The organism is Chryseobacterium sp. HNCC26DJ240, assembly GCF_057180485.1.
This window is the reverse complement of record NZ_JBXUGK010000002.1, coordinates 189,297-214,381: the sequence shown is the minus strand read 5'-3', so window position 1 is coordinate 214,381 and position 25,085 is coordinate 189,297. Positions and strand designations below refer to the sequence as shown.

At 34.8% G+C, this 25,085-nt stretch carries 34 protein-coding genes and 1 tRNA gene; 2 read left to right on the top strand and 33 right to left on the bottom strand.

The window, feature by feature from the left end; translation table 11 throughout:
* Positions 1 to 7: 7 nt before the first annotated feature.
* From AC2A1G_RS04120 to AC2A1G_RS04085, 8 genes are all read right to left on the bottom strand, one after another.
* Entirely contained in the window at positions 8 to 382 is a 375-nt protein-coding gene (locus tag AC2A1G_RS04120) for a hypothetical protein (protein ID WP_484045689.1), read from the bottom strand.
* A complete protein-coding gene (locus tag AC2A1G_RS04115; protein WP_484045688.1) occupies positions 376 to 2,937 on the bottom strand; it encodes a hypothetical protein in 2,562 nt (853 codons plus the stop codon). Before AC2A1G_RS04115 ends, AC2A1G_RS04120 begins: the two co-directional genes overlap by 7 nt.
* Complete coding sequence (locus AC2A1G_RS04110; RefSeq protein WP_484045687.1) at positions 2,934 to 3,830, bottom strand: hypothetical protein; 897 nt, start codon at positions 3,828 to 3,830, stop codon at positions 2,934 to 2,936. Before AC2A1G_RS04110 ends, AC2A1G_RS04115 begins: the two co-directional genes overlap by 4 nt.
* Before the next feature lie 154 nt (positions 3,831 to 3,984).
* Positions 3,985 to 4,458, bottom strand: a complete 474-nt coding sequence (locus AC2A1G_RS04105; protein WP_484045686.1) for a hypothetical protein — start codon at positions 4,456 to 4,458, stop codon at positions 3,985 to 3,987.
* Between the two features lie 9 nt (positions 4,459 to 4,467).
* Entirely contained in the window at positions 4,468 to 4,596 is a 129-nt protein-coding gene (locus AC2A1G_RS04100) for a hypothetical protein (RefSeq protein WP_484045685.1), read from the bottom strand.
* A 4-nt stretch (positions 4,597 to 4,600) separates the two neighbouring features.
* Entirely contained in the window at positions 4,601 to 5,098 is a 498-nt protein-coding gene (locus AC2A1G_RS04095; protein ID WP_484045684.1) for a hypothetical protein, read from the bottom strand.
* Complete coding sequence (locus AC2A1G_RS04090) at positions 5,098 to 5,376, bottom strand: hypothetical protein (RefSeq protein WP_484045683.1); 279 nt, start codon at positions 5,374 to 5,376, stop codon at positions 5,098 to 5,100. The genes AC2A1G_RS04095 and AC2A1G_RS04090 overlap by 1 nt, the downstream gene beginning before the upstream one ends.
* Positions 5,377 to 5,499: 123 nt before the next feature.
* A tRNA-Cys gene (locus tag AC2A1G_RS04085) sits at positions 5,500 to 5,571 on the bottom strand.
* Positions 5,572 to 5,693: 122 nt separating this feature from the next.
* Between AC2A1G_RS04085 and AC2A1G_RS04080 the strand changes: the two genes are divergently transcribed.
* Positions 5,694 to 5,879, top strand: a complete 186-nt coding sequence (locus AC2A1G_RS04080; protein WP_484045682.1) for a hypothetical protein — start codon at positions 5,694 to 5,696, stop codon at positions 5,877 to 5,879.
* 178 nt (positions 5,880 to 6,057) lie between these two features.
* Here AC2A1G_RS04080 and AC2A1G_RS04075 read toward each other — a convergent pair whose 3' ends face one another.
* From AC2A1G_RS04075 to AC2A1G_RS03955, 25 genes are all read right to left on the bottom strand, one after another.
* The gene (locus AC2A1G_RS04075; RefSeq protein WP_484045681.1) at positions 6,058 to 6,636 is read right to left on the bottom strand and encodes a hypothetical protein; all 579 of its coding nucleotides are present in this window, start codon (positions 6,634 to 6,636) and stop codon (positions 6,058 to 6,060) included.
* A gap of 73 nt (positions 6,637 to 6,709) precedes the next feature.
* Positions 6,710 to 7,930 carry a phage terminase large subunit gene (locus AC2A1G_RS04070; protein ID WP_484045680.1) on the bottom strand — a complete coding sequence of 407 codons (1,221 nt, stop codon included), beginning with the start codon at positions 7,928 to 7,930 and terminating at the stop codon, positions 6,710 to 6,712.
* Positions 7,914 to 8,330, bottom strand: coding sequence for a hypothetical protein (locus AC2A1G_RS04065; protein WP_484045679.1), 417 nt, complete (start codon positions 8,328 to 8,330; stop codon positions 7,914 to 7,916). The genes AC2A1G_RS04070 and AC2A1G_RS04065 overlap by 17 nt, the downstream gene beginning before the upstream one ends.
* A 32-nt stretch (positions 8,331 to 8,362) precedes the next feature.
* The gene (locus AC2A1G_RS04060; protein WP_484045678.1) at positions 8,363 to 8,590 is read right to left on the bottom strand and encodes a hypothetical protein; all 228 of its coding nucleotides are present in this window, start codon (positions 8,588 to 8,590) and stop codon (positions 8,363 to 8,365) included.
* A gap of 162 nt (positions 8,591 to 8,752) precedes the next feature.
* The gene (locus tag AC2A1G_RS04055) at positions 8,753 to 10,222 is read right to left on the bottom strand and encodes a class I SAM-dependent methyltransferase (RefSeq protein WP_484045677.1); all 1,470 of its coding nucleotides are present in this window, start codon (positions 10,220 to 10,222) and stop codon (positions 8,753 to 8,755) included.
* 58 nt (positions 10,223 to 10,280) lie between these two features.
* A complete protein-coding gene (locus AC2A1G_RS04050; protein ID WP_484045676.1) occupies positions 10,281 to 10,694 on the bottom strand; it encodes a hypothetical protein in 414 nt (137 codons plus the stop codon).
* Positions 10,691 to 11,608 (bottom strand): hypothetical protein, encoded by a 918-nt coding sequence (locus tag AC2A1G_RS04045; protein WP_484045675.1) that lies wholly within the window; start codon positions 11,606 to 11,608, stop codon positions 10,691 to 10,693. Before AC2A1G_RS04045 ends, AC2A1G_RS04050 begins: the two co-directional genes overlap by 4 nt.
* The gene (locus AC2A1G_RS04040) at positions 11,574 to 12,371 is read right to left on the bottom strand and encodes a DUF4373 domain-containing protein (RefSeq protein WP_484045674.1); all 798 of its coding nucleotides are present in this window, start codon (positions 12,369 to 12,371) and stop codon (positions 11,574 to 11,576) included. Before AC2A1G_RS04040 ends, AC2A1G_RS04045 begins: the two co-directional genes overlap by 35 nt.
* Before the next feature lie 303 nt (positions 12,372 to 12,674).
* Positions 12,675 to 13,409, bottom strand: a complete 735-nt coding sequence (locus tag AC2A1G_RS04035; protein ID WP_484045673.1) for a hypothetical protein — start codon at positions 13,407 to 13,409, stop codon at positions 12,675 to 12,677.
* Complete coding sequence (locus tag AC2A1G_RS04030; RefSeq protein WP_484045672.1) at positions 13,381 to 13,716, bottom strand: hypothetical protein; 336 nt, start codon at positions 13,714 to 13,716, stop codon at positions 13,381 to 13,383. Before AC2A1G_RS04030 ends, AC2A1G_RS04035 begins: the two co-directional genes overlap by 29 nt.
* Positions 13,717 to 13,723: 7 nt before the next feature.
* Positions 13,724 to 15,550, bottom strand: coding sequence for a DEAD/DEAH box helicase (locus AC2A1G_RS04025; RefSeq protein ID WP_484045671.1), 1,827 nt, complete (start codon positions 15,548 to 15,550; stop codon positions 13,724 to 13,726).
* An 11-nt stretch (positions 15,551 to 15,561) separates the two neighbouring features.
* On the bottom strand, positions 15,562 to 15,804 hold the full coding sequence (locus tag AC2A1G_RS04020) for a hypothetical protein (RefSeq protein WP_484045670.1): 243 nt from the start codon (positions 15,802 to 15,804) through the stop codon (positions 15,562 to 15,564).
* 2 nt (positions 15,805 to 15,806) lie between these two features.
* On the bottom strand, positions 15,807 to 17,573 hold the full coding sequence (locus tag AC2A1G_RS04015) for a ParB/RepB/Spo0J family partition protein (RefSeq protein WP_484045669.1): 1,767 nt from the start codon (positions 17,571 to 17,573) through the stop codon (positions 15,807 to 15,809).
* Between the two features lie 185 nt (positions 17,574 to 17,758).
* Positions 17,759 to 18,208 carry a hypothetical protein gene (locus AC2A1G_RS04010; protein ID WP_484045668.1) on the bottom strand — a complete coding sequence of 150 codons (450 nt, stop codon included), beginning with the start codon at positions 18,206 to 18,208 and terminating at the stop codon, positions 17,759 to 17,761.
* The gene (locus tag AC2A1G_RS04005; RefSeq protein WP_484045667.1) at positions 18,201 to 18,779 is read right to left on the bottom strand and encodes a hypothetical protein; all 579 of its coding nucleotides are present in this window, start codon (positions 18,777 to 18,779) and stop codon (positions 18,201 to 18,203) included. Before AC2A1G_RS04005 ends, AC2A1G_RS04010 begins: the two co-directional genes overlap by 8 nt.
* Positions 18,780 to 18,781: 2 nt before the next feature.
* Positions 18,782 to 19,045, bottom strand: a complete 264-nt coding sequence (locus AC2A1G_RS04000) for a hypothetical protein (RefSeq protein WP_484045666.1) — start codon at positions 19,043 to 19,045, stop codon at positions 18,782 to 18,784.
* Entirely contained in the window at positions 19,045 to 19,239 is a 195-nt protein-coding gene (locus tag AC2A1G_RS03995) for a hypothetical protein (protein ID WP_484045665.1), read from the bottom strand. The genes AC2A1G_RS04000 and AC2A1G_RS03995 overlap by 1 nt, the downstream gene beginning before the upstream one ends.
* Before the next feature lie 2 nt (positions 19,240 to 19,241).
* A complete protein-coding gene (locus tag AC2A1G_RS03990; protein WP_484045664.1) occupies positions 19,242 to 19,973 on the bottom strand; it encodes an MBL fold metallo-hydrolase in 732 nt (243 codons plus the stop codon).
* Positions 19,970 to 20,227 carry a hypothetical protein gene (locus AC2A1G_RS03985; protein WP_484045663.1) on the bottom strand — a complete coding sequence of 86 codons (258 nt, stop codon included), beginning with the start codon at positions 20,225 to 20,227 and terminating at the stop codon, positions 19,970 to 19,972. The genes AC2A1G_RS03990 and AC2A1G_RS03985 overlap by 4 nt, the downstream gene beginning before the upstream one ends.
* Complete coding sequence (locus AC2A1G_RS03980; protein WP_484045662.1) at positions 20,227 to 21,126, bottom strand: recombinase RecT; 900 nt, start codon at positions 21,124 to 21,126, stop codon at positions 20,227 to 20,229. The genes AC2A1G_RS03985 and AC2A1G_RS03980 overlap by 1 nt, the downstream gene beginning before the upstream one ends.
* A 4-nt stretch (positions 21,127 to 21,130) precedes the next feature.
* Positions 21,131 to 21,379 (bottom strand): hypothetical protein, encoded by a 249-nt coding sequence (locus AC2A1G_RS03975; protein ID WP_484045661.1) that lies wholly within the window; start codon positions 21,377 to 21,379, stop codon positions 21,131 to 21,133.
* 18 nt (positions 21,380 to 21,397) lie between these two features.
* Positions 21,398 to 23,401, bottom strand: coding sequence for an AAA family ATPase (locus AC2A1G_RS03970; RefSeq protein WP_484045660.1), 2,004 nt, complete (start codon positions 23,399 to 23,401; stop codon positions 21,398 to 21,400).
* Positions 23,402 to 23,410: 9 nt separating this feature from the next.
* A complete protein-coding gene (locus tag AC2A1G_RS03965; RefSeq protein ID WP_484045659.1) occupies positions 23,411 to 23,635 on the bottom strand; it encodes a hypothetical protein in 225 nt (74 codons plus the stop codon).
* 179 nt (positions 23,636 to 23,814) lie between these two features.
* Positions 23,815 to 24,003: a hypothetical protein gene (locus AC2A1G_RS03960; protein WP_484045658.1), complete on the bottom strand. Its 189-nt coding sequence runs from the start codon at positions 24,001 to 24,003 to the stop codon at positions 23,815 to 23,817.
* 3 nt (positions 24,004 to 24,006) lie between these two features.
* Entirely contained in the window at positions 24,007 to 24,252 is a 246-nt protein-coding gene (locus AC2A1G_RS03955; protein ID WP_484045657.1) for a hypothetical protein, read from the bottom strand.
* 113 nt (positions 24,253 to 24,365) lie between these two features.
* On the opposite strand from AC2A1G_RS03955, the gene AC2A1G_RS03950 reads away from it, so the two are divergent.
* A complete protein-coding gene (locus AC2A1G_RS03950; RefSeq protein WP_484045656.1) occupies positions 24,366 to 25,082 on the top strand; it encodes a S24 family peptidase in 717 nt (238 codons plus the stop codon).
* Positions 25,083 to 25,085 lie beyond the last annotated feature (3 nt).

Genomic DNA, 25,085 nt, shown 5'->3' with positions numbered 1-25,085 from the left:
GGGATGCTTATTGTAATAATTCTAATTTCTCCTGTATTAATAATTGTCTTCTGAAATCTAATTGTGGAAGAATTCGGTTATAATATTTTTCCTGGTAATATGGTGTGATTACCTTTTTTCCTTCAATTATGGCAAACTGTGGCAATTTTTCCTCAATGAAAATATCAATATTAAAATCCTCACGCAGAATAAATGCACGCTGGCCACTTGTAGAATATTTTGAGTCTGTTGTATATTCTGTATATCCTTCGAGGCCTTCCAGATCTGTAACAACAATGTCAATATCTGCCGGAACTACATTAATTCCCTGAAGCATCATTGCCACGCTTCCAACGAAAACAAGATTCTGTTTCGCTGATAATTCATTTAATAATTCTAACATACTCCTAATTCATTTAAAGTTCCGTTACTTAGCACTGTTCCTTCTCTTGCGCAAAATGGTCCGATTGTAAGCGACTGACCAACGCCACTTGCATACTGTATAATTGATTGATCTGAACCATTACAATCAATAAAGCTTACAGAAAGGTCATCGCCGGAACCGCCATACTTAGTAGCTTCATAACTCTTACAAGGAATAACCGGACAGTCAATAACAACCTGATTTACCAATAATGCACCTCCGTTATTTAAAATTTGTTTTGCTTCTAAACTTTTAACTTCAGAAGATGAAATGAAATTCAACACTATCATATCATTCATTCCTAATAAATTAATAAACTGAATTGTTCTTGGCAACGCTTGCAGACTTGTAAAATCAAATCTGTAACATTTATCCGGATCTGTCTCTATTTTTCTCTCATAATAAATTGAATTTGAAAAACCTGAAGCGGCTCCATTGGTGTAAGAAACACGAAATTCATTAAGCCCAAAACCAAACAGTAAATTGATATTTGTAATGTTTGAAGAAATATCAGTCCAAGAACCATTGTTCAATCTTTTTTGCCAAGTGTATGTTGGGTTTCCGGTAATAGCTGCAACAGCATCATAATTGGATCTTGTAGATGTTGTATTTATATTTGCGTCAATCCAGTCTATTGCTACACCAAGATTAATCAGTGCAGAATCAGCAACTCTTTTTACACGGATAAATTCTCCCGGAGATTTTTTGCTGTCAAAATTAATTTTGTTTAATATGTAGTATTGCTGCTCCTGTCTGAAGTAATAAAGCTTTTGGAAATCCAAATGAATCATATCAATAATATTGCAATCCAAATCAATAGTGTGTAACCTGCTATCGTTTAAGATAGTCGTGTAGTCTCCATAATATTTGCCAAGTAAATTTTGCCAATCTAAGCCGCTAAATGATCCTACAATTGCTGTAGTTATAGATTGAGACTCGTTTGTCGCTTCACTACCGATAACTACAGAATGGACTCCGGAAACCTCCTTAATAAAATAAAATCTTTTTTCAAGGCCTTTATACTTAGGAGCATTGTTAGGATTGTCGTCTGGCTGTTTTTCATAAAATTTAAAAACATCAGAATCAATCTCAGTTAAATCATTGAGGAAAAATTTTGTTTTAATTCTTTCCGGAGCGTAAGTTCTAGATTTAAAAATGCTTTTTGAAGCTGCTATATTTTGATTTGAAACATCAATATATCCATCGTAATAGGTTCCTTCTTTATCATTGTACTGATATTGAAAGAAGTTTCTTTGAGCATAATTTGTTGAAATATACTCTTCATTTGTTCTCTCAATGTATTTATCTGTCCAATCTATAACCTCAGCAGTTCTAACGCGTTCAGCAATGGTTTTATATGAAAGCTGATTTGAATGTTCTTTCGGAAAAATTGTCAAAGCATGAATGTTAATGACCTCTTTCACAAAATCCTGAATCGAAAAATCTGCAAGACCATCTTGAAAGTTTACATCTTCTTTGTTTACTTTTTCAATTCTGATTGCGAAAGCAATATTGATTGGTAGTGCCGTTGGAATTCCTCCTTTTTCAAAAAACAACTGCAAAACAGATCCTGCTGTCAGCGAAATAAAAAATTCTTTTGTTGTAGTTTGTGATGTAGATGTTGAAACGAGAAGTAATTTATTCGTAATATTTTGTAGTGGCATTCCTTCAGAATTTATTCCCATCCAAAAGTTAACATTCGAGTAGACATTCTGAACATTTACTTCAAAACGAACTCTGTAATTTCCATCTTCAGGAACGTCTAAAAATTGGGAATATCTCCAAGGTGATCCAGCGGTACTATTTGGCAACAATGGAAGATATGGTGAGAAGTTAGTTTGCCAAACTTGACTATTATTTGCTTGAGTTAATATTTTATAGAGTTCTGAAATGTTTGGTGCCTTTGGAAATGTCAACCAAAAGTTATTAAAATCAGGAGTGTCAAAAATTTCTCCGTCGTAAGGAAAATTAAATTGTTCATGAATTTTATCCCACAAATATTTTAAACGAACACTCGGAACCAGGTAATCAATATTTATAATATCCGGATTACTTAGAAAGTGAGTCTGGCCATTATAGTCAGCAAGGAAATAACGGTAAGGAGAATTCCCATTATATGAACTTACTACAGTTGATAAATCTTTGACATGGTTTATTTCGGAAAGATCAAGATCATTTCCAAGAGTTTTATTTTCAATCGCTTTGAAAAATTCGATAATTCCGGAATACAAGTAAATTTTATAATTGTCTCCAGTGTCAGTAACATTCATCCAACCTTTGACAATGACATCAAATCCTTCATACTTCATTTTGCAATCAGGCTTTAAATACGGAACTCTTGAGGTGTCAGAAGGCAAGCCCAAACCTTTTAAAATGCGAACATTGTTGTTTGTCTTTGGAGCAGAAAAAGAATTAGTGAATGATGTTTGTCTGTCCTTGAGTTCAGAAATATCATTCACTTGAAAAGTATGTTTTATAGTGGCATCGGAATAAAGATCTATCCTTTCACCTTCAACCCAAAGATCTATTATCATGATGTTTTATTGTAAAAATTTGCAAAAGAAAATTCAATTTTATTTTCGTACTTCCTGGTCCAATTGTTTTCAATCGATTCATTATTTCCAAGTTCTAAGAGCTCCCACTTCGAATCATTGTCAGTTCCATCAGGATGATAAAGAAAAACTTCCGGAGAGTTTACAAGTTCTGTGAATACCTCCTGAATTTCCCAAGGAGTTAGTGTTTGGAATTCAATTGTTCTTTCTGAAGTAGATGAAGAATTTTTGAAATTATCTGATCTTAAACGATTTGTTTTCTTCGTAATAGTTTTTCCTTTTTTAGTAGGTGTTTTGATCTGATACTTCTCAAAAATAAAAAACTGATATCCTCCGATTGAATTAAGGAATTTCAAAAGTTTGTAGTCACATGAAGGATTTGAAATTTTAAAAGAAGTTGTGGGAATGAAATCTACAACTAAGCTTCCCTGAATCTTTTTTGCAAATCCAGGCAGATCAAGACCACGCCATTCAATCCACTTTCCAATAATAAGTTCTTGAGTTGATGACAAAAACCATTCTGAACCAGCTGATTTGTTTCGACCACCTCGAACGAACAACTTTGTCAATGAAATTGTTTGATCAGCAATACTACTATCATCAAATTTTGCAGTAAAATCAAGTTGAAATGATTGTAAAGAATTGACTGTAATATGATCTGTGGGAGGGAACATATATTTTATTGGGATACAGATATTAAATTCAAAATTATTATCCGGAGATGGCGACAACTCAAATGCAGGAACTGAAACTCCTGTTGTTAGATTTTTTACAGTTATTTCCAAAATGGAAACACTTTCAACAAAACCATCAACGGTAATCCAATTATCGTTGAATGCTAAATAGTAATTATTTTCTAAGCCTGTTATTGTCATTTTTCTTCTTCATTAATAATTACTAAATGATCTACAGGTATTATTGCTACTAATAGTCCATTAACAGAGAAAACGTATGATCCATTATCTCTGAACATTTCATTCGCAGTGAATTTTCTTACATAAACACCATTGAAGTAAATTGTATAATTTGTCATCTAAATATTTCTTGTGCGTTTCTAATCAGTTCTAATTCAAGCATTAATTGAAATTTACCTCCAATCTCTTCTTGAATATATTGAAGCGTACGAGGTTCATTCAGGATCTCCATCAGATTCGAGCCTCCTTCCTCGTGCCACGTAGTTCCTCTCTGGAAAATCTTTTCCCGAACTGCAAAAGCTACCGGCGTTGCATCTTTTTCTGAAAGATTAAATTTTGCCATTGCCCATTTGATCAGAGGACCTACCGGAACTTTCTTTCCTGGTGGGAGACCTTGAACTAGTTGCTCTGTGTATTGTCTTCCTTTAATTGATCCTGAGTTTAAGCCGGTAGCTTCAGCTGATAGGTTTTGTTCCCAGTCTCCAGTTGCACGCATTCCTAATTCTTCAAATCGAGGTAAAATAAATAACTCAATTACTTTGTTTAAGATTTCTTCAGTTTCGTCAATTGAAAGGTAAATCGCAGCCATCGTTTTAATTTATCCCCAAATCCACCAACCGATAAAAATTCCAACGCCGATGATCGGCAAGGAAATGATTGTGAATAATAGAGCAGTTAAAAATATTCCGGCAACCTTTACCCGAAGTGGTCTCTTTTTTTTGTCCATAATTTTATTGTGTATATTGTCTGAAAATTCCAAGGATTCTCCATCCTGTGTAATTATTATCTTGAAGAAGTCTCACCACTTTCATATTCCATTTGAAGATTTCAAACTCATATCCCATTTCGCAGAGGTCAAATTCATTTCCATTACCAAGACAATTTTGCAGAGGTTCAAGAATTGTTTTCCAAAGGCTTTCATCGATTGGATGACCCGCTTGTTCGTTGTAAGTGTTTACTCCAAGGTCAGAATGCTTTACTACATATAAAGTAAAAATATGATCACACCAAGCACGGTTAACTAAATTCGTATTTGGATCTCTAGTGTAGCCGGATGATGTTTCATAATCTGTCACATAAAGATGGTTACAACAAACTTGATCTTCCGGAGCCTCCTGTGAATTCATATTTTTTTCTGAAAGTGGAGCGCCAAAAGTCCAACATGAATTGCACTTTAATTCTGCATTCCATTTTTCTGCAAGCTGTTCAAAAAAAAGTATTGCGTTCATTATCTAAATCTTCTTTTATTGTATTTGCGGTCATAAGGATTTACTGAACTTTTAGGTATTGGAGCAGATGTGGCCTCCACAAATCCATTTAAGGCCAGTGCAGCTTCATTCATTGAATCGGCAATTGTTTTTGTATTTTCAATTCCTTGAGCGAGAGTTACCGGAACCGGGGATTTATCAACAATTTCTTTGAGTAACCTTAACCCTTCATAAGCTTCTGATGTAGATCCTGAACATCCAAAATTTAATGCTATTACTAAAATTTCTTTACAACTCATTTCTCAAAATTTAAAAAACCCGACCGGAATATTCCAGCCGGGTTAAAACTAATAACCATGAAAACTCAAATTAAACATGAGAATCACAATACAGACGCAATTTCCTGTAGCTAATCTGTATAGAGTCAAGTAACGGATTCGAACCGCTGGACATTTGGGTTGCAACCAACTCCCTTTCCTCTCGGGCAACTTGACAAAAAAAACGGTTTCCAAAAAATGTGGAAACCGTTCCACCAAATCACAAAATATTAATATGAAAATTAAATTCGTTTCTTAAATTATTCCTACATTTGAGATTAACCTTAAAATTAAAAACTATGTTTATTGAAATTCAAATGTTCCAGGGATCACTTACTGCAATTAATTTTCAAAATGTCATCAGCATTTCTCAAGATGTAAATGGTTTTGCAATCTTAAAAATGATTAATGGTTCAGAAATTAAAACAACAAATAAGTATGATAATCTCAAAAGACACATGAACACTTTAGGTTTATTCAAATAAAAAAATCAACGTCCTCCAATGATTCGGGGTTCGGTAATGAACCCCTTTTTCAATGCCCTTGTAAGATTTAAAAGAAAGAAGTAAAACATCAACTGATCGAATCTCTTATGCAATCTTACTGTGTCTATTCCAACCATTCGGGATGTGGTGCCAGGAGTTATTCATCGATCAGTTGCCCCTATTTTTTATTTTTTATAATCTCAGCATAAGCTTCTTCAATTTCTCTTTGGATCTTATCAAGCTTTAATTTTTCGTAGACCTTGTAATACGGAAGCTTTTCGATTTTGCTATGATTGAGAATGTTACCTGATGATAAACTGTCAATTGTTACATAGCTTCCAAATTCATCTAACCTTTGAATTCCTGCTGCCATAAGTTCAGGCTTCGGAATTGATGAAAGATTATTAATTTCAATGTTATTGATGAATTCTCGTTGTTCTTTTACCCAAAGAAGGAAACATAAATATTCGTTTCCGGAGACTTTAGAAATATCAACCTTTTCAAATTGACATTCAAGAAGCAATTCGATAGCTTCTTGATCACGTCCCTGCTTTTGTAGAAGTGGTAAATCTTTTTTGACAACACCGTAAGGAAGTTCAATGAACGCTTTGCTTTTGTATTGTCCTATGGTGTCTGAAGGCTTTCCGTATTTTATCATTCTTTCAAAGTCCTTATGAGAGACCGTTGAGAAATCAATTTTTGACTGATCATCAACCGGTATTTCAATTGGCTTTTTCTTTTTCCAGAATAATTTCATAAACAAAAGGGTGTATATTATGCAACCTTTTGACAAATATAGATATTATATTTTAAATGGCATTAAAATATTTTTAAGAAATTTTATAAGATACTTTTGTTGCTTTTTGATTATAAATAAAATATCCTCCGGCTTCAGTAATATGATCATAACCAGATGATTTATCTGGTTCGCCATTTTTATAAGTTTGCCTTTCTAAAGCTTCAGCATAGGTAGGACATTGTTCATCATTTACTAAGTATGAGCGAACACCGTCACTATCACTGAAGGCTTTATTAACCGCGTTTACTCTGTCTTTTACGAATGGATTTTTATTTGGCGCTCGAATGATATAACCATATTTTCTGATGATATCGTGATCCGATTTTCCGCTAGTGTTTCTTGCACTTCCGGCAGCATCAGGATAAATTATTATTTTAAATCCATTATATTTTTCTTTCAATAATTCGCAAACTTCTTGAGTGTCGTAGGCATTAGCAATTTCATCGACGGCATATTTAAACTGATTATCCATTACATGAATTACAGCGTTCATTTTTGTAATGTTAAAATCCATTCCGACATGTAAAACATCACTTTTTTCAACGATCCGTTGAGTTCCATTTTTGATCCGATCATAGTTTCGATAAACATTCCCAGCAGTAAGATTTACAAATTCTCCACTTAAATATGCTTCCAGCTGCTGAGGTGAATAAATTGCTTCCAGTGTTTTGATGTATTCCGGAGGAAGAAAAGGATTGTCTTTTGTTTTCGCCCGGATAATAACACGGCTCTCACCTTTTTCTCTTACGAAAAAATTGTAAGCCCATTTGAATCCTTCCGGAGTTCCAACCACATCTGTACAGTTAAAATCATCATTTGGTAAAACAGATCTGTTTCTTCCGGTAACCATTGCGAAAACTTCAGACATTTTTACTGTCGGCAAAATATCTGTTTCATCAACAAGAGAATAACCAACTTCATAACCAACTATTGATGCTGGATTATCCATTGATCGTAAAATTATAGTACCGTAAGGAGTTATGATTTCTTTATCTGATCGATTAAGTTTAAACTCAATATTGAATTTAGTAAGTAGTTCTGAAAATTTAGGAAAAGCAATATCACGGATCAGCCCGTAAGTCGGTAAGTAGTAGGCAACATTTATTCCTGGATATTTTAATTTTGCAAGAACTGTTTTAAGTACTCCAGCGTAAGATTTCCCACTACCATAACCACCAATTAATCCGGTGTGTTTAGCGGTGGAAAAGATGAAATCTTCCTGATGAGGTAAAACCTCAAGCTTTATCTTCATTAGTTATTCTTACTATTTCAATGGCCTGTAAAGTATGAGTTAACTTCACTGGCTTGTCTGGATCTCCTCCTTCGACAGATATTTTTTTTGCAGGATACAAAGCTTCAAGTTTTGAAATCTCTTTTGCAAATGCCAATAGTGTTCTTTTTCCCTGAGGTGTATTTTTAAACTTTGAATCTAATGAACGAATCTCATTTTGCAACCAAGCAATCCGTGTTTGCCTTTTTTCTTCAACCGTTGCTGCGGTTTCAGTATTCCATTCTTTGAAAGCCTCATCAAGATAACGAACTGCTTGACGTCGGGAAAGATCCCAATTGTTTATGATTTGTTTAATGATCAATGAATTCGGTACTGCATCAATCAACCAACCTTGAACAGTGAATATTCGCTGCTCTTTCATTATTTTGGTAACCTTATTTTCCCGTGGCATTTTTAATTATTTGGAAACATTTTCTTAATGACTGCTACATCACGAAGACCTTTATTGATTTCAGTTCGAAGTTTGATTGCTTCAACTTCTCTCAATCTTCTTAGTTCCGGATCTGAATCCTGAATGACACTTTTCTCGAAAGTTTCTAAAGCTGAACGATTCCGCTCAACTTCTTCCATTAAATAATCGATGATATTATCTTTCATATTTCTTAGTATTTCGTAACTCATTGCAAAATTTTTGCTCAAAATTACTTTGTTTTAAATGAAACCGGTAAGGTTACCGTTAGGCAACCTTACAATTTTTTCAGGGGTTTTGTTTTAAGGTCAAAAACCGGCTCAAAAAACCAAGCATGGAAAAAATACAGCATAAGACCTGTAATTGCTGTTGAATTACAGAGCAATATTAGGTTGACTTAAGAGGTTATCCAAGTCAATTTCTAAGTTAAGTTCGCTGAAATTTTCCTTTATTTTAGAAGTGTCTCCCTTGTAGAAAATCAAAACATTCTGATGAATCTTACCACACTTTCTTCCGGTGTTAAATTGTTTTCGCAATCTGATTGCCATGCTTCCAATTTGATTTATTAAAATCATTTCATTGTAAAGCTTCATTCCGGAATCAATAAAAGCCTGGATAGTATCTGAAACAAAATTCTTGTAAGTTCCATCTTTCTTATCTCTGATATCGCCAACTACAAAACAAGCAAAAGAATTATCTTTTAGATTATCTACAGACTTTGAAATGATGTTTCGATATTTAACTAAAAAGTCCTCATACTTCATATTGCTGAGGTCATCAGGATCATTGGAGTACTTTTCGAGATAGGCATAAGGAGGGCATGAAAAAATGAAATCGCAAGAATAATCCAAATCATCAAGAACTTTATCTGAATCACCAGCAACCCACTCAACGCCGTCCACGTCTAGTAAATTCGCCTGCTTCCGGTTTGCTTCTACCTGATCACCTCGCAAATCAATTCCCAAGTAATTAAACCCAAGCATTCCGGCAACTATTCCCCGAACGGAACCACCGGCGAACGGATCTAATATTCTTGCATTCTCATTGCAAAACCACCTGTAAGCTAATTCACATAAAACAGGATCAAAAATACTTGCACCTTCAAATACGTAAAGTCCTTTATCTTTTGCCTGAGCAATGATTTCATCCCATTCCGGATCGCGACCTAATGCAACTCGCATCTTATTTCTTAGTTCGTAGATTGGCGACGATTGTCCGGATTTTGCAATTAGTTCAACATCTTCTCGAGTTTCTTGAGAGTTGAAACCTAACTTTAACCATTGCTTTTTTCTTTGCATCCACTGGGCGGTTCTGGTGTCAAGGATGCTAAATGGAACTATGACGAAACTATCTGAAAGGTTTGGATGCTCTAACTTTTCAACTGCTTCTGGATTAAACAAATCACTGAGAGTTAATAAATCGAAGGATGGCAAATTGAATGCTTCAAATTTTGGAAGATCAATCTCGTATTTTTCAGTGAAGTTTAATAATCCAGTTTTCGTAATTTGAGCGTAAGCAGATGAATAAACCAAAACAAGTTCTGCAGCTTCTTCCAAATTTTCGCAATCAAGAAAAATAGCCGGAAGATCTTCCGGAACCTGAATGCCTTGCTTGATTAGTTGCTGAAGATCAATAGTTCGATGTTTACCATCCAAGCAATATATTTTACCATCATTTTTCCAAACTTTGAAAGGATCAACGAACTGATATTTGAGCAATGACCTCAACAATTTTTCATCACCATTGAGAATCCATTCTTTAAAGTCTGCATCCTGGATAAACTCCAGCTCCTTCCATTTGATCGATTCGGTCTTTAGAATCTTAGATTTAATTTCTGTAACCATAATTTTATAGGACATATCCGACACAAAAATATAGAAAAAGGATGAATAAAATACCCTCTTATTTTTGAAAATTTTTTATTTCGTTCAAGTCAGTTTCGAGATCTAAGTAGTTTTTAGCGGTGTACCTCAGTATCTTCCAACCTTTCTTTGTTGCTAAATTATATTTGACAACATCCTTTGAGTACCCCGTGACGGTAGTGTGTCCGGATTTCTCTGAAAAGATACCTTCGTATTCAATGGCTAGGTTTAATTCTTCAATTGCCCAGTCGAACCGGAACTTTCGTTCTGAATCAAAAGCTAATTCTGTGACGAACTTTAAGCCGGAACGTTCCAAAACTGATGCAATATGAAGTTTATATGGTCCGATTTCCTTCGGAATTTCAATTTTATTCTTTGGTTCTTCGGGAAAGAGGACATTTTTTATTTTGCCTTCTTTTTCAAGTTTTTGTAAAATTGCTTTGCTCCAACTCATTTTCTTAAGCTTTCACCTTTTAGTTCAATTACGTTGTATTGCTCAAAAAGCCTGTCAAAAACTCTATCCCCGTAACGATTCCCAAAAGCATTAAGTGTTTTATCAATATCCTTTTGGATGCCATCCTGCTCATCAACGTAATTAATACTAATCATTGTTTTGGCTTTATTTGCATATCTTTTCTCAAACATTTTACGGAAAATGTCACGCTTTCCAAAATTGCTGGCCATCTCTTCTGCCATGATATCATCAAAATATTTAAATCCGAACGCATATTTTTTATTGAACGCTTTTTTATCAAGGTCATTTGAGCAAAGTTCGTAAGCATCAACAACCTCATCAGCTGTAAAATATCCAAATCCTAACTTATATCGTTTTAATTTCTGATGAGTTCCTTCAACATCTTCTACTGTCAGATCATAGCTTCCGGCATAGAAAAACATTTCGTTGAAAGTTTTCATTATTGAGGTTTTCCCGATGCCTTTTCCGCCTATCATCATAATTCCCTTACTGAGGTCTGGTTTGGAGATTTCTTTATTTATCAAGGGGCTTTTCAAAAATGACTTTTTGCCAAGGAGATAAAGACAAATTGTTCCTGCCAGAAGTTTTCCTTCGCCATTGTTAACTTCCTCATCAAACTTTTTTCCATTGAAGAATTCAAAAGCTTCCAAAAATCTTGAATATAAACTTTTAAAATCAATTTCTTTAAGTTCCGGAAGTACAATCTTTGAATCACTTTTAAGTTCTAATGCATGAATCTGATCATTTAAATTTTTCTCATATTCAGCAGTTTGTTGATTATATTTCTGAACGAGATGATGATCAGGTTTAACTTTCAAAAGCATTTCAAGTATCGCCGTCTTTCTCGGTGGATTATTTTTATCCTCTGTAGAGTTTTCGTTGTGGATTTCCATTGTTCACGTTTTTAAAATTATTCTTCTCCGGTTTAGGTTTTGAATTAGAGTTTAACCAGAACTCAAAGTTTTTAATCATATCGCTTTCATTTTCCCATTTAAGATTTTCTAAATTCCTGGATTTATAATCTGCAAATTCATCAATACACTCTTTGATTCTTTCTACGGAAACTTTATTCTTCATTGCCCACTGGTCAATTGATATTTGTCTTGAGAGTAATAATTTTTTAGTTGTTGGAGGTGGAAACTTTTCTTCTCCATTTACTTTTATTTCCTTTACTTTTATTTCCTTTACTTTACTTTGTGTACTTTTTCCGGAGTTTATAGGTGTTGTTTCCGTTTTTACTTTAGTTTCTTCCGAATTAATTGCTATTTCTTCCGAAGAAATAAGATTAAATTTTTTTATTTCAGACTTTCGTTTTGCTTGACGACAAATTAAATCGTAGCGTTCTTGAATTCCATGCGATGTTAAAACACCTTCCTGATCGAATATTTTAGAATCAAACAGATCTACTTTTAAGCAGCATTTAATCACCTCCTGTATATAACCCTCTTCAAAGCCCGTAATTTCGGAAACGATGAAAGGAAGCTCTTCATCCCACAGAATGTAATACCCATTCTCATAGATATTACATAGCAGGCAAGCATATATTGAGATTGATTTACCGCCTTGGTATTTGATCAGTTTTCTAATTTTAATATCAGAAAAGAATGTTACATCGAATGGGAAATAATCAAGTCCCTGTTTAATCTTTCTAGCCATAATAAAATTATTTATCAGATCCTCTTAATGCATAAAGGCATATAAGGATGAATAGTGCTAAACACAATGCTGTGTTTTCGTGGTTCTCTAATGTTTTGAAGAATTGCTCCATTAATTTTATTTATTATAAATTTACAGTCCAAGGTGGAGAACTTTATAAAAGGTGTAGCGCTTGAAATGCTGCTGCATTTTTTCAACATATTGACAATCTAAGCTTCCTTGGCTCTACAGATAAATAACTATATAAGGTTTGTTACCGTTTTGTATTCGCTGATAGCTTAATCTCCATCTTGGTTTATATGTTTAAAATATTACCTTTCGATTGGTAGCTTGATGATTGTATACTTTTTCAATATTGTAGATGTAATCCTTTGGAGAGGCCTGCTTGTCCATTAAATTTGGGTTTGATTTGATCTTCTTAAGAAGTAGTTCAAAATCACAAAGATCTTTTTCTCTGATCATTTGAACAGCTCTAAAAAGATCACGATCAGCTGAGAATCTATATCTTCCGAAAAGGCTATGGATAAGTTCCAGAAGTTCACGAGCGTCTTCCTCAGAGTTTACTTTGAACTTTCCTTCCCTGAAGGAGTTTAATGTGTCTTTTCCACCAGTATATTTTCCATGCATTAATAGCTCTGCCAGAACTGCAATCCCCACATTAAATTCAATCAGGAAGTCGTTTAGAATTTTGTAATCCTGAATACCAAGTTCCATGTAACAATTAAGGAAATCCTTTTCTTTCCACTTGTCCTGCTTGCTGTTCATTGTAGCAATTTGCAGTAAGTTCAATTCTTCTGAGGTCACGTAATAAACCGGAAGTCCAAGATCTTTTGAAACAAAAAATCGATGCTGGCCATCTACAATATGTAACTTTTGGTCTTTCTCAAAAACAATCACTGGACAGTACGGCAATAGGTTTAAACCGTTCTGTATGTCATTTTTGATCTTTTCTATTTTTAATTTATTTACCACGCGGTTTCCGGTGAGTAAAACGAACGTTTCATAATCTTTACGAAACTGAATTTTTGGTGCTGCCATTGTTTTGGGTTTTATTGTTTACTAAAAAAGTTTCTTCATTGCCATGCAGAAAAAGTTTTCCACGATTTAAACAGACTCCACGTCCGCTTTTTGACTCATATTTTGGACAGAATGCTTTTTTGCATTCATTTTTTTCTGTCACCTCTCCATGATGCGTACACCATACATACCCTTCAGTGCCATCATCTGGAATAGCTTCTATGAGGGTGACTTCTTTCAATTCTTCATCAGCAGCTTCCGTCAGGTGATCTTCCAACGAATAGCAATGAGTGTCATCGATTGATTTGAAATAAAATTTTTTATTCATAATAAATCTATTTTTTAAAAGCGTTCATAATACTGTCAATCACACTTACCGGAACAATATCTTCAGCGCCGGTTACTGCGTCAGCAATTTTCTTTTTCTCCATGATCAATTCGTAGAGCCATTTATCAAGAGTATTCTCTCCAAGCAAAGAAGTACATCGAACTGAATTCTGTTGTCCAAAACGATGACACCTATCTTCACATTGTTCCAAGTCGGCAAATGTCCACGGTAGTTCTAGAAATAAAACTTCTGAGCTCGCGGTCAAAGTCAAACCAACTCCGGCAGCTTTATGAGAGCCAATGATCAGATTCGTTTTAGAATTCTTTTGAAATGAATCAACTGAAGCTTGTTTCTGTGTTTCATTCTCAGAACCGGTTACTCTTACTGCCTGAGGAAATAATTTACAGAGTTCATCAACAACAACTTTATGTTTGCAGAAAACAACAATCTTTTCTCCGGAATCCAGAATTTCATCAATGTATTCTTTGGCAGCTTCAATCTTTCCTTTGGCGGAAATTTGCAGGAGCATTGTTATCTTTACAATGACTTCTGATTTTAATTTCTTCCGGATCTCTGCATTTGAAAAATCATTTTCTTGGAGATACTTTTTAAAATCTTTCTCAACTTTATTGTATTCATCTTCATTTGTAATAGTTGAATAAATTGTCTGACGAACTTTTGCCGGAAGATCTTTCAAAACCTCATGCTTTTCCCGGCGGAAAAAACAGTTTTTGTTGAGTAAGAAATTCAATTCTTTTAGATTCGATGCTCCGGAACCTCCCTCACAATATCTCGTTTTGAATCCTTCCGGACCTCCAAATAATTTTAATCTTGAAATGATGGCTAGCTGAGTCCATAAGTCGATTGGTTTGTTTACCACCGGTGTTCCGGTTAATGCGACAACATATTCTTTTCCCTTGGTGATTCTAAGAGTAATTTTAGTTCGTTGCGAATCTTTGTTTTTAAGCTTGTGAACCTCATCGATAATAATTGATTTAAGAAGGTTTATTCTTTCATCCATTATGATATCAGCTGAGCTTTGGAGGTCTTCTTTCTTAGGATATTTTTTAACGAAAAATTTTCTCAAGCTTTCATAGTTCACAATGAACACATCTGCAACCTGCATTTCCCAGTAACGGTGCCAAGTGTTTTTAACTTTGTCATCGAGTATCATCGCTTGCTTATCAGTCCACATTTCAAATTCTCTTTTCCAGTTAATTTTTAAAGCTGAAGGACATATTACCAAACATGGGAAAGTGATGTTTCCCTGAATTTCTGCACCGACAACTGTGGCGACTGATTGAAGAGTTTTACCAAGTCCGGGCATATCACCATTGATAAATCTTTTCAGCTGGAGACCTCTCGCAACTCCTTGCATTTGGTAAGGTCTCATTTCTCCCTGCTTTAATGGAATACTAACTTCCAGTTCCGGAAGTGTTGGAATAACATCAACCTGTTCCGGAAGCTGCTCACCAATTTTAATGTGTGAAGCTTTGCATTTTTTTCCAATCTCATAAACCTCGCGGATGAATTCTCCAGGAATGATCCATGCTTTTTTTTCCCAGTTCCAAGTTGCTACACTTACATAGTTTCTAAAAACAATCTCAGTGTTGTTTTTAGAGTGTTCAAATGGAGTGTTGATCTTTTCCATTTCTTCTTTTGAAAGAATAATATTCCCAACCACGGCTGGTTTCTTGATGTAAGCGCCACTAAAAATACTGGAAGTCCACTCCATAATTTTACATACAGCTTTTATTCTTTCTGTGTGATAATTCTTCCAGCGACCGAAATCAGTCTTGATATGGAACTCATTTGTAAATTCGACTACCTGCATGCTACCAATGTTTATTTAGAATTCTCATATCTTCTGGAAAGCTTATCTGCTGTGATGTATCTTGCATCCTGGTCGGGAACAAAGTCTTTGTAAATTGTGATAAAATCGTTAATAGTTTCATGTTGGATTTGTTTTTTAAATGTTTCAATCAATTCGAGAGCTTCTAAAGTTGACTTGCATTTTCCGCTGTTATCAGGAAAATAATATTCTGATAATGATCTTTTCAGAAGCTCTAAAAATTGATGATCTTTCATGATTATTTGCTCTCACTGATGGCACATGGATGACAGATTCCATCCTTAAACATTCCCGGATATCCAAATTCTTCCAGGAAATCTTCATTTGATTTGAAGCATTTAGAGCACCTTTCCTCATGGTCAGCTTCGTCTTGGTCATTTGCTTCAGGTGTTGTTTCTTCTGCAGATGATTTAAAATCTTCAGAAATACTAGGGATGTCAGTAGAAGATGACTTAACAATCTTCTCAAGATCCTTTATCTTTTTATCTGATCTTTCAATCCTTTTAGCTGCTACATCGTTCTGCTCGTCGGTAAATAACTCTACTTCTTTTGGGAAGTAATCTTTAAGAATTTCAAAATAAAAGCTTGGATTTTCTTGCTTTTTATAATCCAACAAGCTTTCCGATACGAGTTCTCTTTTTAGGTGTTTACGGATAACAGCGTTCAATAATTCGTCTGAATAATATTCACGAATAAAATCTGCTCTAGTTATAGAATAACCTATGTCTTTAGCACCAGTTAATTCCTTTAGCCACTTTTCATTATCATAAGACATTAAAGTAGAGAATAAAGCTTTCTTTTCATTTTCTGAAAGAGGATTCATTGAAAACAAAACTTCTCTTTTGGTTTCATCTTTTACCAATTCGTCGATGGATCTCTTGTAAATTTTCTCTCGATCTAATTCCAGAGCACGGTTGGCTCTGTCCTTTAAACTTGAAATTTCCTTCTTAATATTTTCGTTTGGATCTGAAGAAACATTTTTAATTTTCGCACCCTCTTTCAAAATGATGTTTACGTAGTGTAATTTATCAAGATGAAAAGCAACTGTATTTCCGCTATCATCTTCTGAGTATTCAGAGTAACTTTTCAGGACAGTTTTATCATTTTCTTTTAAGAGTGATTCAATTATTTTGTCCTTGGAGTTATAATAATTATCAATAAATATTACACCTGGGTTTTCTTTGATAACAGAATCAACTTTCTGATAATAGAAAACTGATTCTTTTTCTTTATAGCAAAATTTATCAAAACAGAGATTTTCTTCTTTTTCTTCAGGGAATAAGATGGGATTAGCAAATGAATTTTTAGAACAATTCATACATGCTCCTGCTTTCGGAAGCAATTGCTTGTCAGCAAGTGGAAATATAGCTTCGTCTAAATCATAGTTACTCCTTTCTAAGGATTGTTTAAGTTCGCTAACGGTTCCGTACCCTGGATTCCATTTGTCTTTAGAGCCTTCAAAGATTTCTTGTTGCTGATCGAGTCCTATCCGAGATAACAATACTGCGTGACCAACTCCAAATTCATTTTTAAGGAATTCATTTTTTAATTCCGGAATAAGATCATTTAATTTTAATCGCTGAGCAACAAATGTTTGAGTCTTCGCTATTTTAGCAGCAATATCTTCTATTGTATATTTTCCGCTGTCTAGCATCTTTTTGAAAGCAATAGCCTCATCCATTGGATGAACATCTTTTCTCTCTAGGTTTTCAATTATCTGTAGTTCAAAAACTTCATCATCATTAAGTTCTCTGATTGATGCAGGTATGGTCTGTGATCCTGCAAGTATGGAAGCTCTATACCTACGCTCACCACACACGAGTTGAAACACATCGTCATTTTTAGCAGCTTCATCTGGATGGTACCGAACAATTATGGGCTGAAGAATGCCGTGGATTACAATGCTTTTTGATAATTCTGAAAGGGATTCAGTATCAAATTCAGTTCTTGGGTTGGTTGGTCCAATATCTATTTTATCTAGTTGAAGTTCTCTAAATTCACTCATTGCTATTGTAATTTTTATTGAAAATATTTTCTATTTGCTTATTGCATGTCCTGCGTGTCTTAGCACTTTTTTGCGCTTCACCGTTGAGGTAGAAAACAAAATGTTTTCTACCTACTTTGTCTATATTGGTCATCAAACCAAGCTTATCGAGATAGCCTTGCATAAAACGATATCTCAATTTTGATTTAGGTGGCGTTGGGATTCCCATTCTTTTTTCGAATTACATAGTCCGGATAAGGACATTGTTTCTGCGGATCTTCTATAATCAAACTTAAATGTCTCTTTCTGATGGTTGGAACGAAGTACTTATTAGCACTTCTACTTAAATCAGATATCATACATTTACCTTCAACCACTCCGAGATGAAAGCGGATACTGATATGTCTTTCGATTGTCTGAGAAAAACCCTCATCGCCGGGAGCTTTGATTGTTGTGATTACCGGAATAGTTTTTCTGGTCTTCTCCCAGGCTACGATGTCACCATAAATAATTTTAGTTTCCTTAATCGGGATGATGTCAAATTCCTTCTCCAACTCGTCTGCAAACTCAACTTTTGTTTCTATGCCGGTTCTTTTCAAAGCATAAGTAAGACATGTATCCTTCTTGTTGATTGATGTTTCAAATAGCTTATTCATCAGAATCTGTATTTACTGTTACACCCTCAGGTAATTGGAAAGACTCTTCCTCTTCGTCTTCATCAAAGTTTAAAGTCCCTACAACATGTCTGGTTCCATGCTTGCCATCCATGTATTCAAGAACTTCATTCTTCAAATGCTCCACAGCGTCATATAATTCTTGAGAAAACTCGTACTCTTCATCATCAAACTTTTTATCAGGAGTACTAAAGGAAACTGATTTTCCTGTTTTCAAAAACTTCATTCCGGAAATGACAACGCCTTCATTGTCTTCAGAACCAGTGATTGAGATTCCAGTTACTTTATATTTTTTCTCAATATCTTCCGGAAGAATAAAATCCTCATCGGGATCTCTTGTAATTACATTTCTTATTTTCTCAGTAACTTCAGATTCTTCTGTGATAATTATGAAATGTGGGACGAGGTTGTCAAATGATCTTTCAAGGTCATCGTGAATTGGAGCATCAGAGTCTTGCTTAATTTTGTTTTCAACCTCATTTTCTTTTGCGGTATATGCGTATGAAAGAAATAAGCGACTTCTGATTTTAGCGTTTTGGATTTTTATTTTCATTTTTATTTAATGTTTAAAAGTTTTGTTACTCTTTGAAAATTCAAGTCTTCGATTGGCCTGTCTTCTTCATAATTGTTTGCCCGATCAAGAAACATTTCGTAATCTTTCTTACAATACCAATGATTTAAGACTGCGATGTAAAAACCACTTGAGTGTGCTTCTCCACACCAATCACAGATTCCCATTCCTCCGAAAACTGCAGCAACTTCTGGCATGCTCATTTCTATGACTTTGAATTGCTTTTTATTGTTTACTATCTGTGCCATTATTTTTTGGTTTTCGAAAGTTTAATTTTAAAATGAATAAGTGCTTCTGCCCACAATGCTCCTGTTTTGAAATGAGACATAATTTCATCTCGAGCAACTTTATTTTTTTTGAACTGTTCTTCACCAAGAACTGATATTGCCAAAGCTTTTGAATGATCTAAAATTTCTTTGTTCGTTAATTTTGTTTTTGCCATGATTAAAAAGGTGTTTTGTTAAAATTGATTATTAGTCCATTGTTAGCTGCTGTAACTGTTTTCCCCGTGATAGCTGAAACCTTCTTTGCAAAATTGATTTCGTGAGAGTTGCTGTCGGAAAGGTGTATCAAAACAATATTGTTAACCGCTGACAAATCATTTGCTTCAAGAAATTCCATACAGGTTTCAAGACTCATGTGACTGTTGTAGATTCGGTCCCGGAGAAACTTTTTATCTCCAAGCTTTTCATCAATAATATCCTGATCATAATTCGCTTCAACGATGATGTTATTCAACCCCTTGAAAGTAAATCCGGAATAAACCGTATCAGTCAGAAATAGAACCGTTCCGCAGTCATTGTGATTAATCAGAAACCCACACGGCTCAGCAACATCATGAATAGTTGGAAATGAAATCACTTGGAAGTTTCCAACCTGGAAATGTCCTTTCTGAGAAATTACTTTCTGTCTGTGACTTTGCTTTTTTACCGAATTGGAAAATGTTCCCGCAGTTGCATAAGTATTAATTCCGGCAGCCATTACCTCGTTGATTGATTTAGCATGATCTCCGTGCTCATGAGTTACCAAACATCCTGATATTTTTGAGATATTGAAGTTCACAGCTTTTTTTATGTCCATGATATTCACTCCGCATTCGATGAGAAGCGCTTCCTGCTCATTTTCGAGCAGGTAAGCATTTCCTTTTGAACCAGATCCTAAAACTTTTAAAATCATTTTTTTAAATCTTTAGGGAATTCATTGAATCTTCTGGCAATTTCATTAGCTAAAGAATAAGCGCTATCAAGTACAGCATCTGCTTCTATAGCAAGATCTTTCGAATGGAGTTTTATTTCAGCAAAGGTTATATTCATATTTGCCTTAAAACACAGACAAACCGATCCGTATTTAGGATTTTGAACTGCTACAAGCTCTCCGGTAAGGGTATCGAAATCGCCCTCCACATATTCTATTCTGTGAGATATTTCCATTAGAATGATGGTCCTGAAGTTTCTTCTACAAGTTCATTTTCTTTCTGAGGTTCATTCTCCTCAGCTACTTCTTCATACTCAACAGCATCAGAAATATCCTTGAAACCAATTTCTTCTTTGTTGGCATTGGTTTTAATATCATGCTTCACATTCTCGGCAACTACATCAATAGTTCTTTCTCCTTCGCCATCGGTCTCACTGTAAAGAATAGCGTCATTGGAAGTTCTTATCAAAGGCTTACAGGCTCTATTAACAACAGTTTTCATCGCCATTTGATCCGGAAAGTTTTTGTGTGCTGGAGAATTTCCCTTCATTGCTCCCTGATTCCAGGAATCTTTTATTTGCTCGATACTCATGATCTCCATATCTCTGGAACCATCGGTCATTTCGATGATAGCATAAGCTCCAATTACTTTTTTAGAACCCATAGACTGAAGAGTCTGAGTGTGTTTTACCAGCTTGTTTCTTCCGGTTTCAGGATCAACTTCAAAAGCAAAGTCATCACCTTCAAAGACAGCTCTCGGCTTGATATCTTTGAGACCACCAAATCTTTTTGCCAAAGCAATGTTTCCGGTATATTCAATTGAGCATTCAAGCTTATCTCCGTACGGAATAAAGTCACATTGCTTTTTCATCGGAGAAAGTCCCCAAACTACCATTTTAAGAAGAGCGTTTGCAATCGATGGTTTTGTGCAAGCTTCTAGAACGGGTCTGCCGTTATTTCCTCCAACCTTTTGTTCCGAAAGGATTAGGTAAGCCGATTTCAATGCATTCTCCGGTGAGTAGTCTGACGGAAGCTTTAGTTCTCCAGCTTGTTGGAATTGATCTACTTTGGCTAAAACCTGTGAAGAGATATCTTTTTTAATCTCTGCAATCTGTGTGTTGTTTTCTTGTGACATGATGTTATTTGATTATTTGAGGTTTGTAAATTGCGTTAAGTGAAGCTTTATCGAGATCGAATGTGATGATTACACCGCCGTCTAAACTTTTTAGACTTTTGCTTCCTAGCGAAAACATGTGCCCGAGTTCTAATCTTGAAAGTTCTCTTTTGATAAAGATTTTTGCATCGTTTATTTCTTCAACCCATACGATATTTAATTTTTCACCTGGGAACAATTCTGATAATTGTTGTTTAAAAGTTTCTCTATCCATTTTATTGATGTTTATTAATTATGCTATTCTGATTTTTTTATCTTCCGGAGAAACGAAAAGGTTAATGATCTGAGAGTTGCTGTGTAAGAGTTTGACAACGCTTTCCCTGTTGTCGATGAAAATCGGAGCTGAAACACTATAGTACTCGCAAAGCGTATTGATGATGTCAATTCCTGCATTGATTTTTGAAGCGGTATTGGCATCAGAGAAAGGAACACCATTGATTAAAGCTTCACAGCATTCTACCAAAGCACCGTTTATTTGCTTGTCGAAAAGTTTGAATTTCACGTAGTCAAACTTAGTATTGATCTTATCCTCAACAGTATCAATTTTCAGCTTGATGAAATTTTCAATGATGTATTGAGTCTTTTCAATGTCGGCAATACTCTGAGCAAGTTTTTTCTCTTCATCCTGAAGTTCCTGAATACGTTTGTCAGCGTTAGCAATCAGATCATTCGATTTTAAAGAATCTCTTAATTCCTGAATTTCTTTATTCAAATCTGATTTCTCCTGAGAATAAGCATTTCCCTGTGCAGGAGTTTCGAATGTCAAGCCTTCAAGGCTTTTGATGTCAGCAATGATAGCTTGGTACTCATCATTTTCAGAAAGCATAACCTCAACAACCAAATCTAAAGAAGGCTTTTCGGTAGTTTCTGACTCGGCATCCTTCAGACTTTCTCGCAATTCAACAATCTCCGCAGACACACCTTCAATGTAATTTTCTCCGGAAGTAATTCTCTTGAGCAATTCCTGAAGCTCTGCCTCTGCATTTTCTTTTTTCTCCTTTATAGCTTTACCTTGAGAATTAATTTCATCAAGCAATTGTTTTTTATTAGAATTGAAATTGGACTGCAGTTCTTTTCTATTCTCTTCTACCGCTTCCGCATCAAGCGCTCTATTGCAGCATGGACAAACAGGCGCATCATCTGAGAATACAAATGTTTTAGCATTTTCAATATTCCACAGTTCTCTTTTTTCCTGCATTGATTTTTCATATCCGGAAATAGTTTGAGTTAATGTGTTTTTCTCTTTAGAAAGTCTGTTTAACTTTTGTTGGCCAGGAACTAATTCTTCGGAATCTTTTTTATGGATCTGAGATTTGATAGTGTCAGCTTTCGAAGTTGACTCTGCTAATTTTGTCTTTGCAGTTTCAGTTATCTGAAATACCAAAGAATTTTTTCTTGATTTTAAAGCGAAGATCTGATTCTGATTATCAGTTTTCTTCTGAATCAAATCAGCATTGGCAGAAGATTTATCTGCAATCTTTCTGTCTATATCATCAAGCAATGTTTGCTTTTTAGAAATTTCAGCATTGATAGTTGTAGAATCTACAGCTTGGGGTTTGCTTCTCTCAACCTCATCAATTCTAGTTGGTATAGCCTTGATATCATCTCTGGATTTCTTGATTGTAGCTGCAATCTGCTTTTTATACTCGTCCAGAGTCTTGTTTGTAAGCTGTGAGAGCAACTGTAAGTAATCAGGATTTCCTTTTGCTAGTTCCTGATCAGAAATATCTCCGGCGACTTTTATTAAGACGTTTCGTTTATCCTGCCATTTCAAAGAATTGAAAGCAGTAGGGGAGGTGATCAGTTTGAAAACCTGTTCGTCAAGAATTTCGCTCACCTTATTTCCAAACTCTTTCATGGAAAGCGGAACGTCATTCCAATAGTACAGAGTTTCATTACCAGAAAACTCAGCCTCTAATGCTCCTTTTGTTTTAACCCATTTTTCTTTAAGGATTCTTTTTACAGAAATTATGTCGCCGTTAACTCCCAGTTCCGCAGAAACTTCGTGTTCAATTTTTGGGATAATATTATTTTCTGAATCCAGGGTTTTAACTTGAAAATCCTTTCTGTCTGAAGAGTCTTTTCCGAAAAGTAACCATGTGAAAGCGTCAAATATTGATGTTTTCCCGGTTCCGTTGTCGCCGTAGATGTTTGTATTGGCGTCGAAATCAATTGTTAAATTTTTTATTCCCTTAAAATTTAACAGAGTTAATTTTTTTAATGTGATTGTACTCATTGCTATTGGTTATTGTAAAAATTCGTAGTCTATATTTTCAATTCCATCAAGAAGGTTTTCAACCTCATCCAAATGTTGTGTCCATTCTTCTCCGATTTCGCTTTCCTGCCATTTTTCGGATTTTTCTTCACACCATTCCCGTTTTTCTTCCAGATTGGTTCGGGTCTGCTCAGCAGCTTCCATTACTTTGTCAAGAAGACCTTTGATTTTTGATAGTCCTTTTAGTTCTGGCATGTCTCAGAATTTTGATTGTTAGACCTTGGGTAAACATTTGAGGCCACTGCTAAGCCTAAAATGAACATTGTACAATACTCAGCTGATTTGCCGTTGTCTGTAAAGGGGATTCTGTCAATCCGGATGAACGTTTTGAGGAACCGTTTAAGAATTTTTTTCATTGCTTTTAATTTTAATTGTTATGAAAATCTTTTTTTTGCTTTATTTCTTATTTCTTCAATCTTATTTTGCTTAGAAGTTTTTCTACTGTCAGGTTGCTTATTCTGGACGGTTCCCACGCCGTCCAGAAAAGCTGAAACTTCTACTTCAACATAGGCAGAAATTGATTTTATTAATTTATCTGTTAGGATTTGTTTTGAATTGTCCATGATCTATGCTTTAATTTGTTCTTTTTCAAAAATTTCAGCATCTTTCCAACCAGTGTGTTTTTTGAATGATTGTATCAAAAAATAATTTTCAAGAGATTTCGCATTACGGTATGCAGCCAAGTACAAAGACGATTCTCGCATATCCATATCATTCGCAATTTTAACCCTCAAATCGTAATCTTCCTTGATTTTACGGGAAACCGTTTCCTTTAGTTTATTCGGATTTGTTATATTTGTGCGTTCTTTCATTTTGTAATTACGTTTTGTTCTTACAAATATATAACAAAAGCGAACATAACCAAACATAAATATAACAAAATAGAACAAATTGTTATTATTTATAATCATTATAAATAGTTAAAATGAAAACTAAAAAGGAACGTGTAGATTACCTCAGGAAGGTAAAAGGATTAAAATATGCTGATCTCGTGGGGGATGATTCCATTGTAACTCCTGATAATTTGAGAGTAACAGTAGCACGTGAAAATGATAAGCTCGATTACTACCTGCGACTCATAGCGAACAAACATAACATATCCGAACAGTGGCTTATTGAAGGCCTCGGCGAAATGAGCATAGAACACTTCAGACCAAAAGGCGAATTACTTGAAAAAAAATACACAAGCACTTTAGAAGTTAAAGTTGTTACTGTTAAAGCCAGAGCTGGATATGCAGATTCTTATTATTCTGAAGAATATTTAAATGATTTACCTTCAGTGCTTATTGAAACTGACAAAGAATATAAAGGTAAATATCTGGCTTTTGAAGTTGATGGAGACAGCATGGAAGATGACTATCACAAAGGAGACGTAGTTATATGCCGTGAGGTTCAACGACACCTATGGCAATACAAATTACACTTTAAAGACTATGATTTTGTAATTGCCCACGGAACAAAGGGAATTATGCTTAAAGAAATTACAGATCACAATCCGGAAACTGGAGAGATCACATGTCACTCATTAAATAATGATGATGGCCAGCATGAAGATTTCATACTTAACCTTCGGGAAGTTGCTTTCTTATACAATGTAGTTGAACATAGAATTTCCGGAAAATCCAAAAGAAGAAAAAGATAACAT

What these genes read in the sequence shown, in the direction of transcription:
- AC2A1G_RS04120 (WP_484045689.1), bottom strand. Translation starts at nt 382, where the DNA reads ATGTTAGAATTATTAAATGAATTATCAGCGAAACAGAATCTTGTTTTC.
- AC2A1G_RS04115 (WP_484045688.1), bottom strand. Translation starts at nt 2,937, where the DNA reads ATGATAATAGATCTTTGGGTTGAAGGTGAAAGGATAGATCTTTATTCC.
- AC2A1G_RS04110 (WP_484045687.1), bottom strand. Translation starts at nt 3,830, where the DNA reads ATGACAATAACAGGCTTAGAAAATAATTACTATTTAGCATTCAACGAT.
- AC2A1G_RS04105 (WP_484045686.1), bottom strand. Translation starts at nt 4,458, where the DNA reads ATGGCTGCGATTTACCTTTCAATTGACGAAACTGAAGAAATCTTAAAC.
- AC2A1G_RS04100 (WP_484045685.1), bottom strand. Translation starts at nt 4,596, where the DNA reads ATGGACAAAAAAAAGAGACCACTTCGGGTAAAGGTTGCCGGAATATTT.
- AC2A1G_RS04095 (WP_484045684.1), bottom strand. Translation starts at nt 5,098, where the DNA reads ATGAACGCAATACTTTTTTTTGAACAGCTTGCAGAAAAATGGAATGCA.
- AC2A1G_RS04090 (WP_484045683.1), bottom strand. Translation starts at nt 5,376, where the DNA reads ATGAGTTGTAAAGAAATTTTAGTAATAGCATTAAATTTTGGATGTTCA.
- AC2A1G_RS04080 (WP_484045682.1), top strand. Translation starts at nt 5,694, where the DNA reads ATGTTTATTGAAATTCAAATGTTCCAGGGATCACTTACTGCAATTAAT.
- AC2A1G_RS04075 (WP_484045681.1), bottom strand. Translation starts at nt 6,636, where the DNA reads ATGAAATTATTCTGGAAAAAGAAAAAGCCAATTGAAATACCGGTTGAT.
- AC2A1G_RS04070 (WP_484045680.1), bottom strand. Translation starts at nt 7,930, where the DNA reads ATGAAGATAAAGCTTGAGGTTTTACCTCATCAGGAAGATTTCATCTTT.
- AC2A1G_RS04065 (WP_484045679.1), bottom strand. Translation starts at nt 8,330, where the DNA reads ATGAAAGAGCAGCGAATATTCACTGTTCAAGGTTGGTTGATTGATGCA.
- AC2A1G_RS04060 (WP_484045678.1), bottom strand. Translation starts at nt 8,590, where the DNA reads ATGAGTTACGAAATACTAAGAAATATGAAAGATAATATCATCGATTAT.
- AC2A1G_RS04055 (WP_484045677.1), bottom strand. Translation starts at nt 10,222, where the DNA reads ATGGTTACAGAAATTAAATCTAAGATTCTAAAGACCGAATCGATCAAA.
- AC2A1G_RS04050 (WP_484045676.1), bottom strand. Translation starts at nt 10,694, where the DNA reads ATGAGTTGGAGCAAAGCAATTTTACAAAAACTTGAAAAAGAAGGCAAA.
- AC2A1G_RS04045 (WP_484045675.1), bottom strand. Translation starts at nt 11,608, where the DNA reads ATGGAAATCCACAACGAAAACTCTACAGAGGATAAAAATAATCCACCG.
- AC2A1G_RS04040 (WP_484045674.1), bottom strand. Translation starts at nt 12,371, where the DNA reads ATGGCTAGAAAGATTAAACAGGGACTTGATTATTTCCCATTCGATGTA.
- AC2A1G_RS04035 (WP_484045673.1), bottom strand. Translation starts at nt 13,409, where the DNA reads ATGGCAGCACCAAAAATTCAGTTTCGTAAAGATTATGAAACGTTCGTT.
- AC2A1G_RS04030 (WP_484045672.1), bottom strand. Translation starts at nt 13,716, where the DNA reads ATGAATAAAAAATTTTATTTCAAATCAATCGATGACACTCATTGCTAT.
- AC2A1G_RS04025 (WP_484045671.1), bottom strand. Translation starts at nt 15,550, where the DNA reads ATGCAGGTAGTCGAATTTACAAATGAGTTCCATATCAAGACTGATTTC.
- AC2A1G_RS04020 (WP_484045670.1), bottom strand. Translation starts at nt 15,804, where the DNA reads ATGAAAGATCATCAATTTTTAGAGCTTCTGAAAAGATCATTATCAGAA.
- AC2A1G_RS04015 (WP_484045669.1), bottom strand. Translation starts at nt 17,573, where the DNA reads ATGAGTGAATTTAGAGAACTTCAACTAGATAAAATAGATATTGGACCA.
- AC2A1G_RS04010 (WP_484045668.1), bottom strand. Translation starts at nt 18,208, where the DNA reads ATGAATAAGCTATTTGAAACATCAATCAACAAGAAGGATACATGTCTT.
- AC2A1G_RS04005 (WP_484045667.1), bottom strand. Translation starts at nt 18,779, where the DNA reads ATGAAAATAAAAATCCAAAACGCTAAAATCAGAAGTCGCTTATTTCTT.
- AC2A1G_RS04000 (WP_484045666.1), bottom strand. Translation starts at nt 19,045, where the DNA reads ATGGCACAGATAGTAAACAATAAAAAGCAATTCAAAGTCATAGAAATG.
- AC2A1G_RS03995 (WP_484045665.1), bottom strand. Translation starts at nt 19,239, where the DNA reads ATGGCAAAAACAAAATTAACGAACAAAGAAATTTTAGATCATTCAAAA.
- AC2A1G_RS03990 (WP_484045664.1), bottom strand. Translation starts at nt 19,973, where the DNA reads ATGATTTTAAAAGTTTTAGGATCTGGTTCAAAAGGAAATGCTTACCTG.
- AC2A1G_RS03985 (WP_484045663.1), bottom strand. Translation starts at nt 20,227, where the DNA reads ATGGAAATATCTCACAGAATAGAATATGTGGAGGGCGATTTCGATACC.
- AC2A1G_RS03980 (WP_484045662.1), bottom strand. Translation starts at nt 21,126, where the DNA reads ATGTCACAAGAAAACAACACACAGATTGCAGAGATTAAAAAAGATATC.
- AC2A1G_RS03975 (WP_484045661.1), bottom strand. Translation starts at nt 21,379, where the DNA reads ATGGATAGAGAAACTTTTAAACAACAATTATCAGAATTGTTCCCAGGT.
- AC2A1G_RS03970 (WP_484045660.1), bottom strand. Translation starts at nt 23,401, where the DNA reads ATGAGTACAATCACATTAAAAAAATTAACTCTGTTAAATTTTAAGGGA.
- AC2A1G_RS03965 (WP_484045659.1), bottom strand. Translation starts at nt 23,635, where the DNA reads ATGCCAGAACTAAAAGGACTATCAAAAATCAAAGGTCTTCTTGACAAA.
- AC2A1G_RS03960 (WP_484045658.1), bottom strand. Translation starts at nt 24,003, where the DNA reads ATGGACAATTCAAAACAAATCCTAACAGATAAATTAATAAAATCAATT.
- AC2A1G_RS03955 (WP_484045657.1), bottom strand. Translation starts at nt 24,252, where the DNA reads ATGAAAGAACGCACAAATATAACAAATCCGAATAAACTAAAGGAAACG.
- AC2A1G_RS03950 (WP_484045656.1), top strand. Translation starts at nt 24,366, where the DNA reads ATGAAAACTAAAAAGGAACGTGTAGATTACCTCAGGAAGGTAAAAGGA.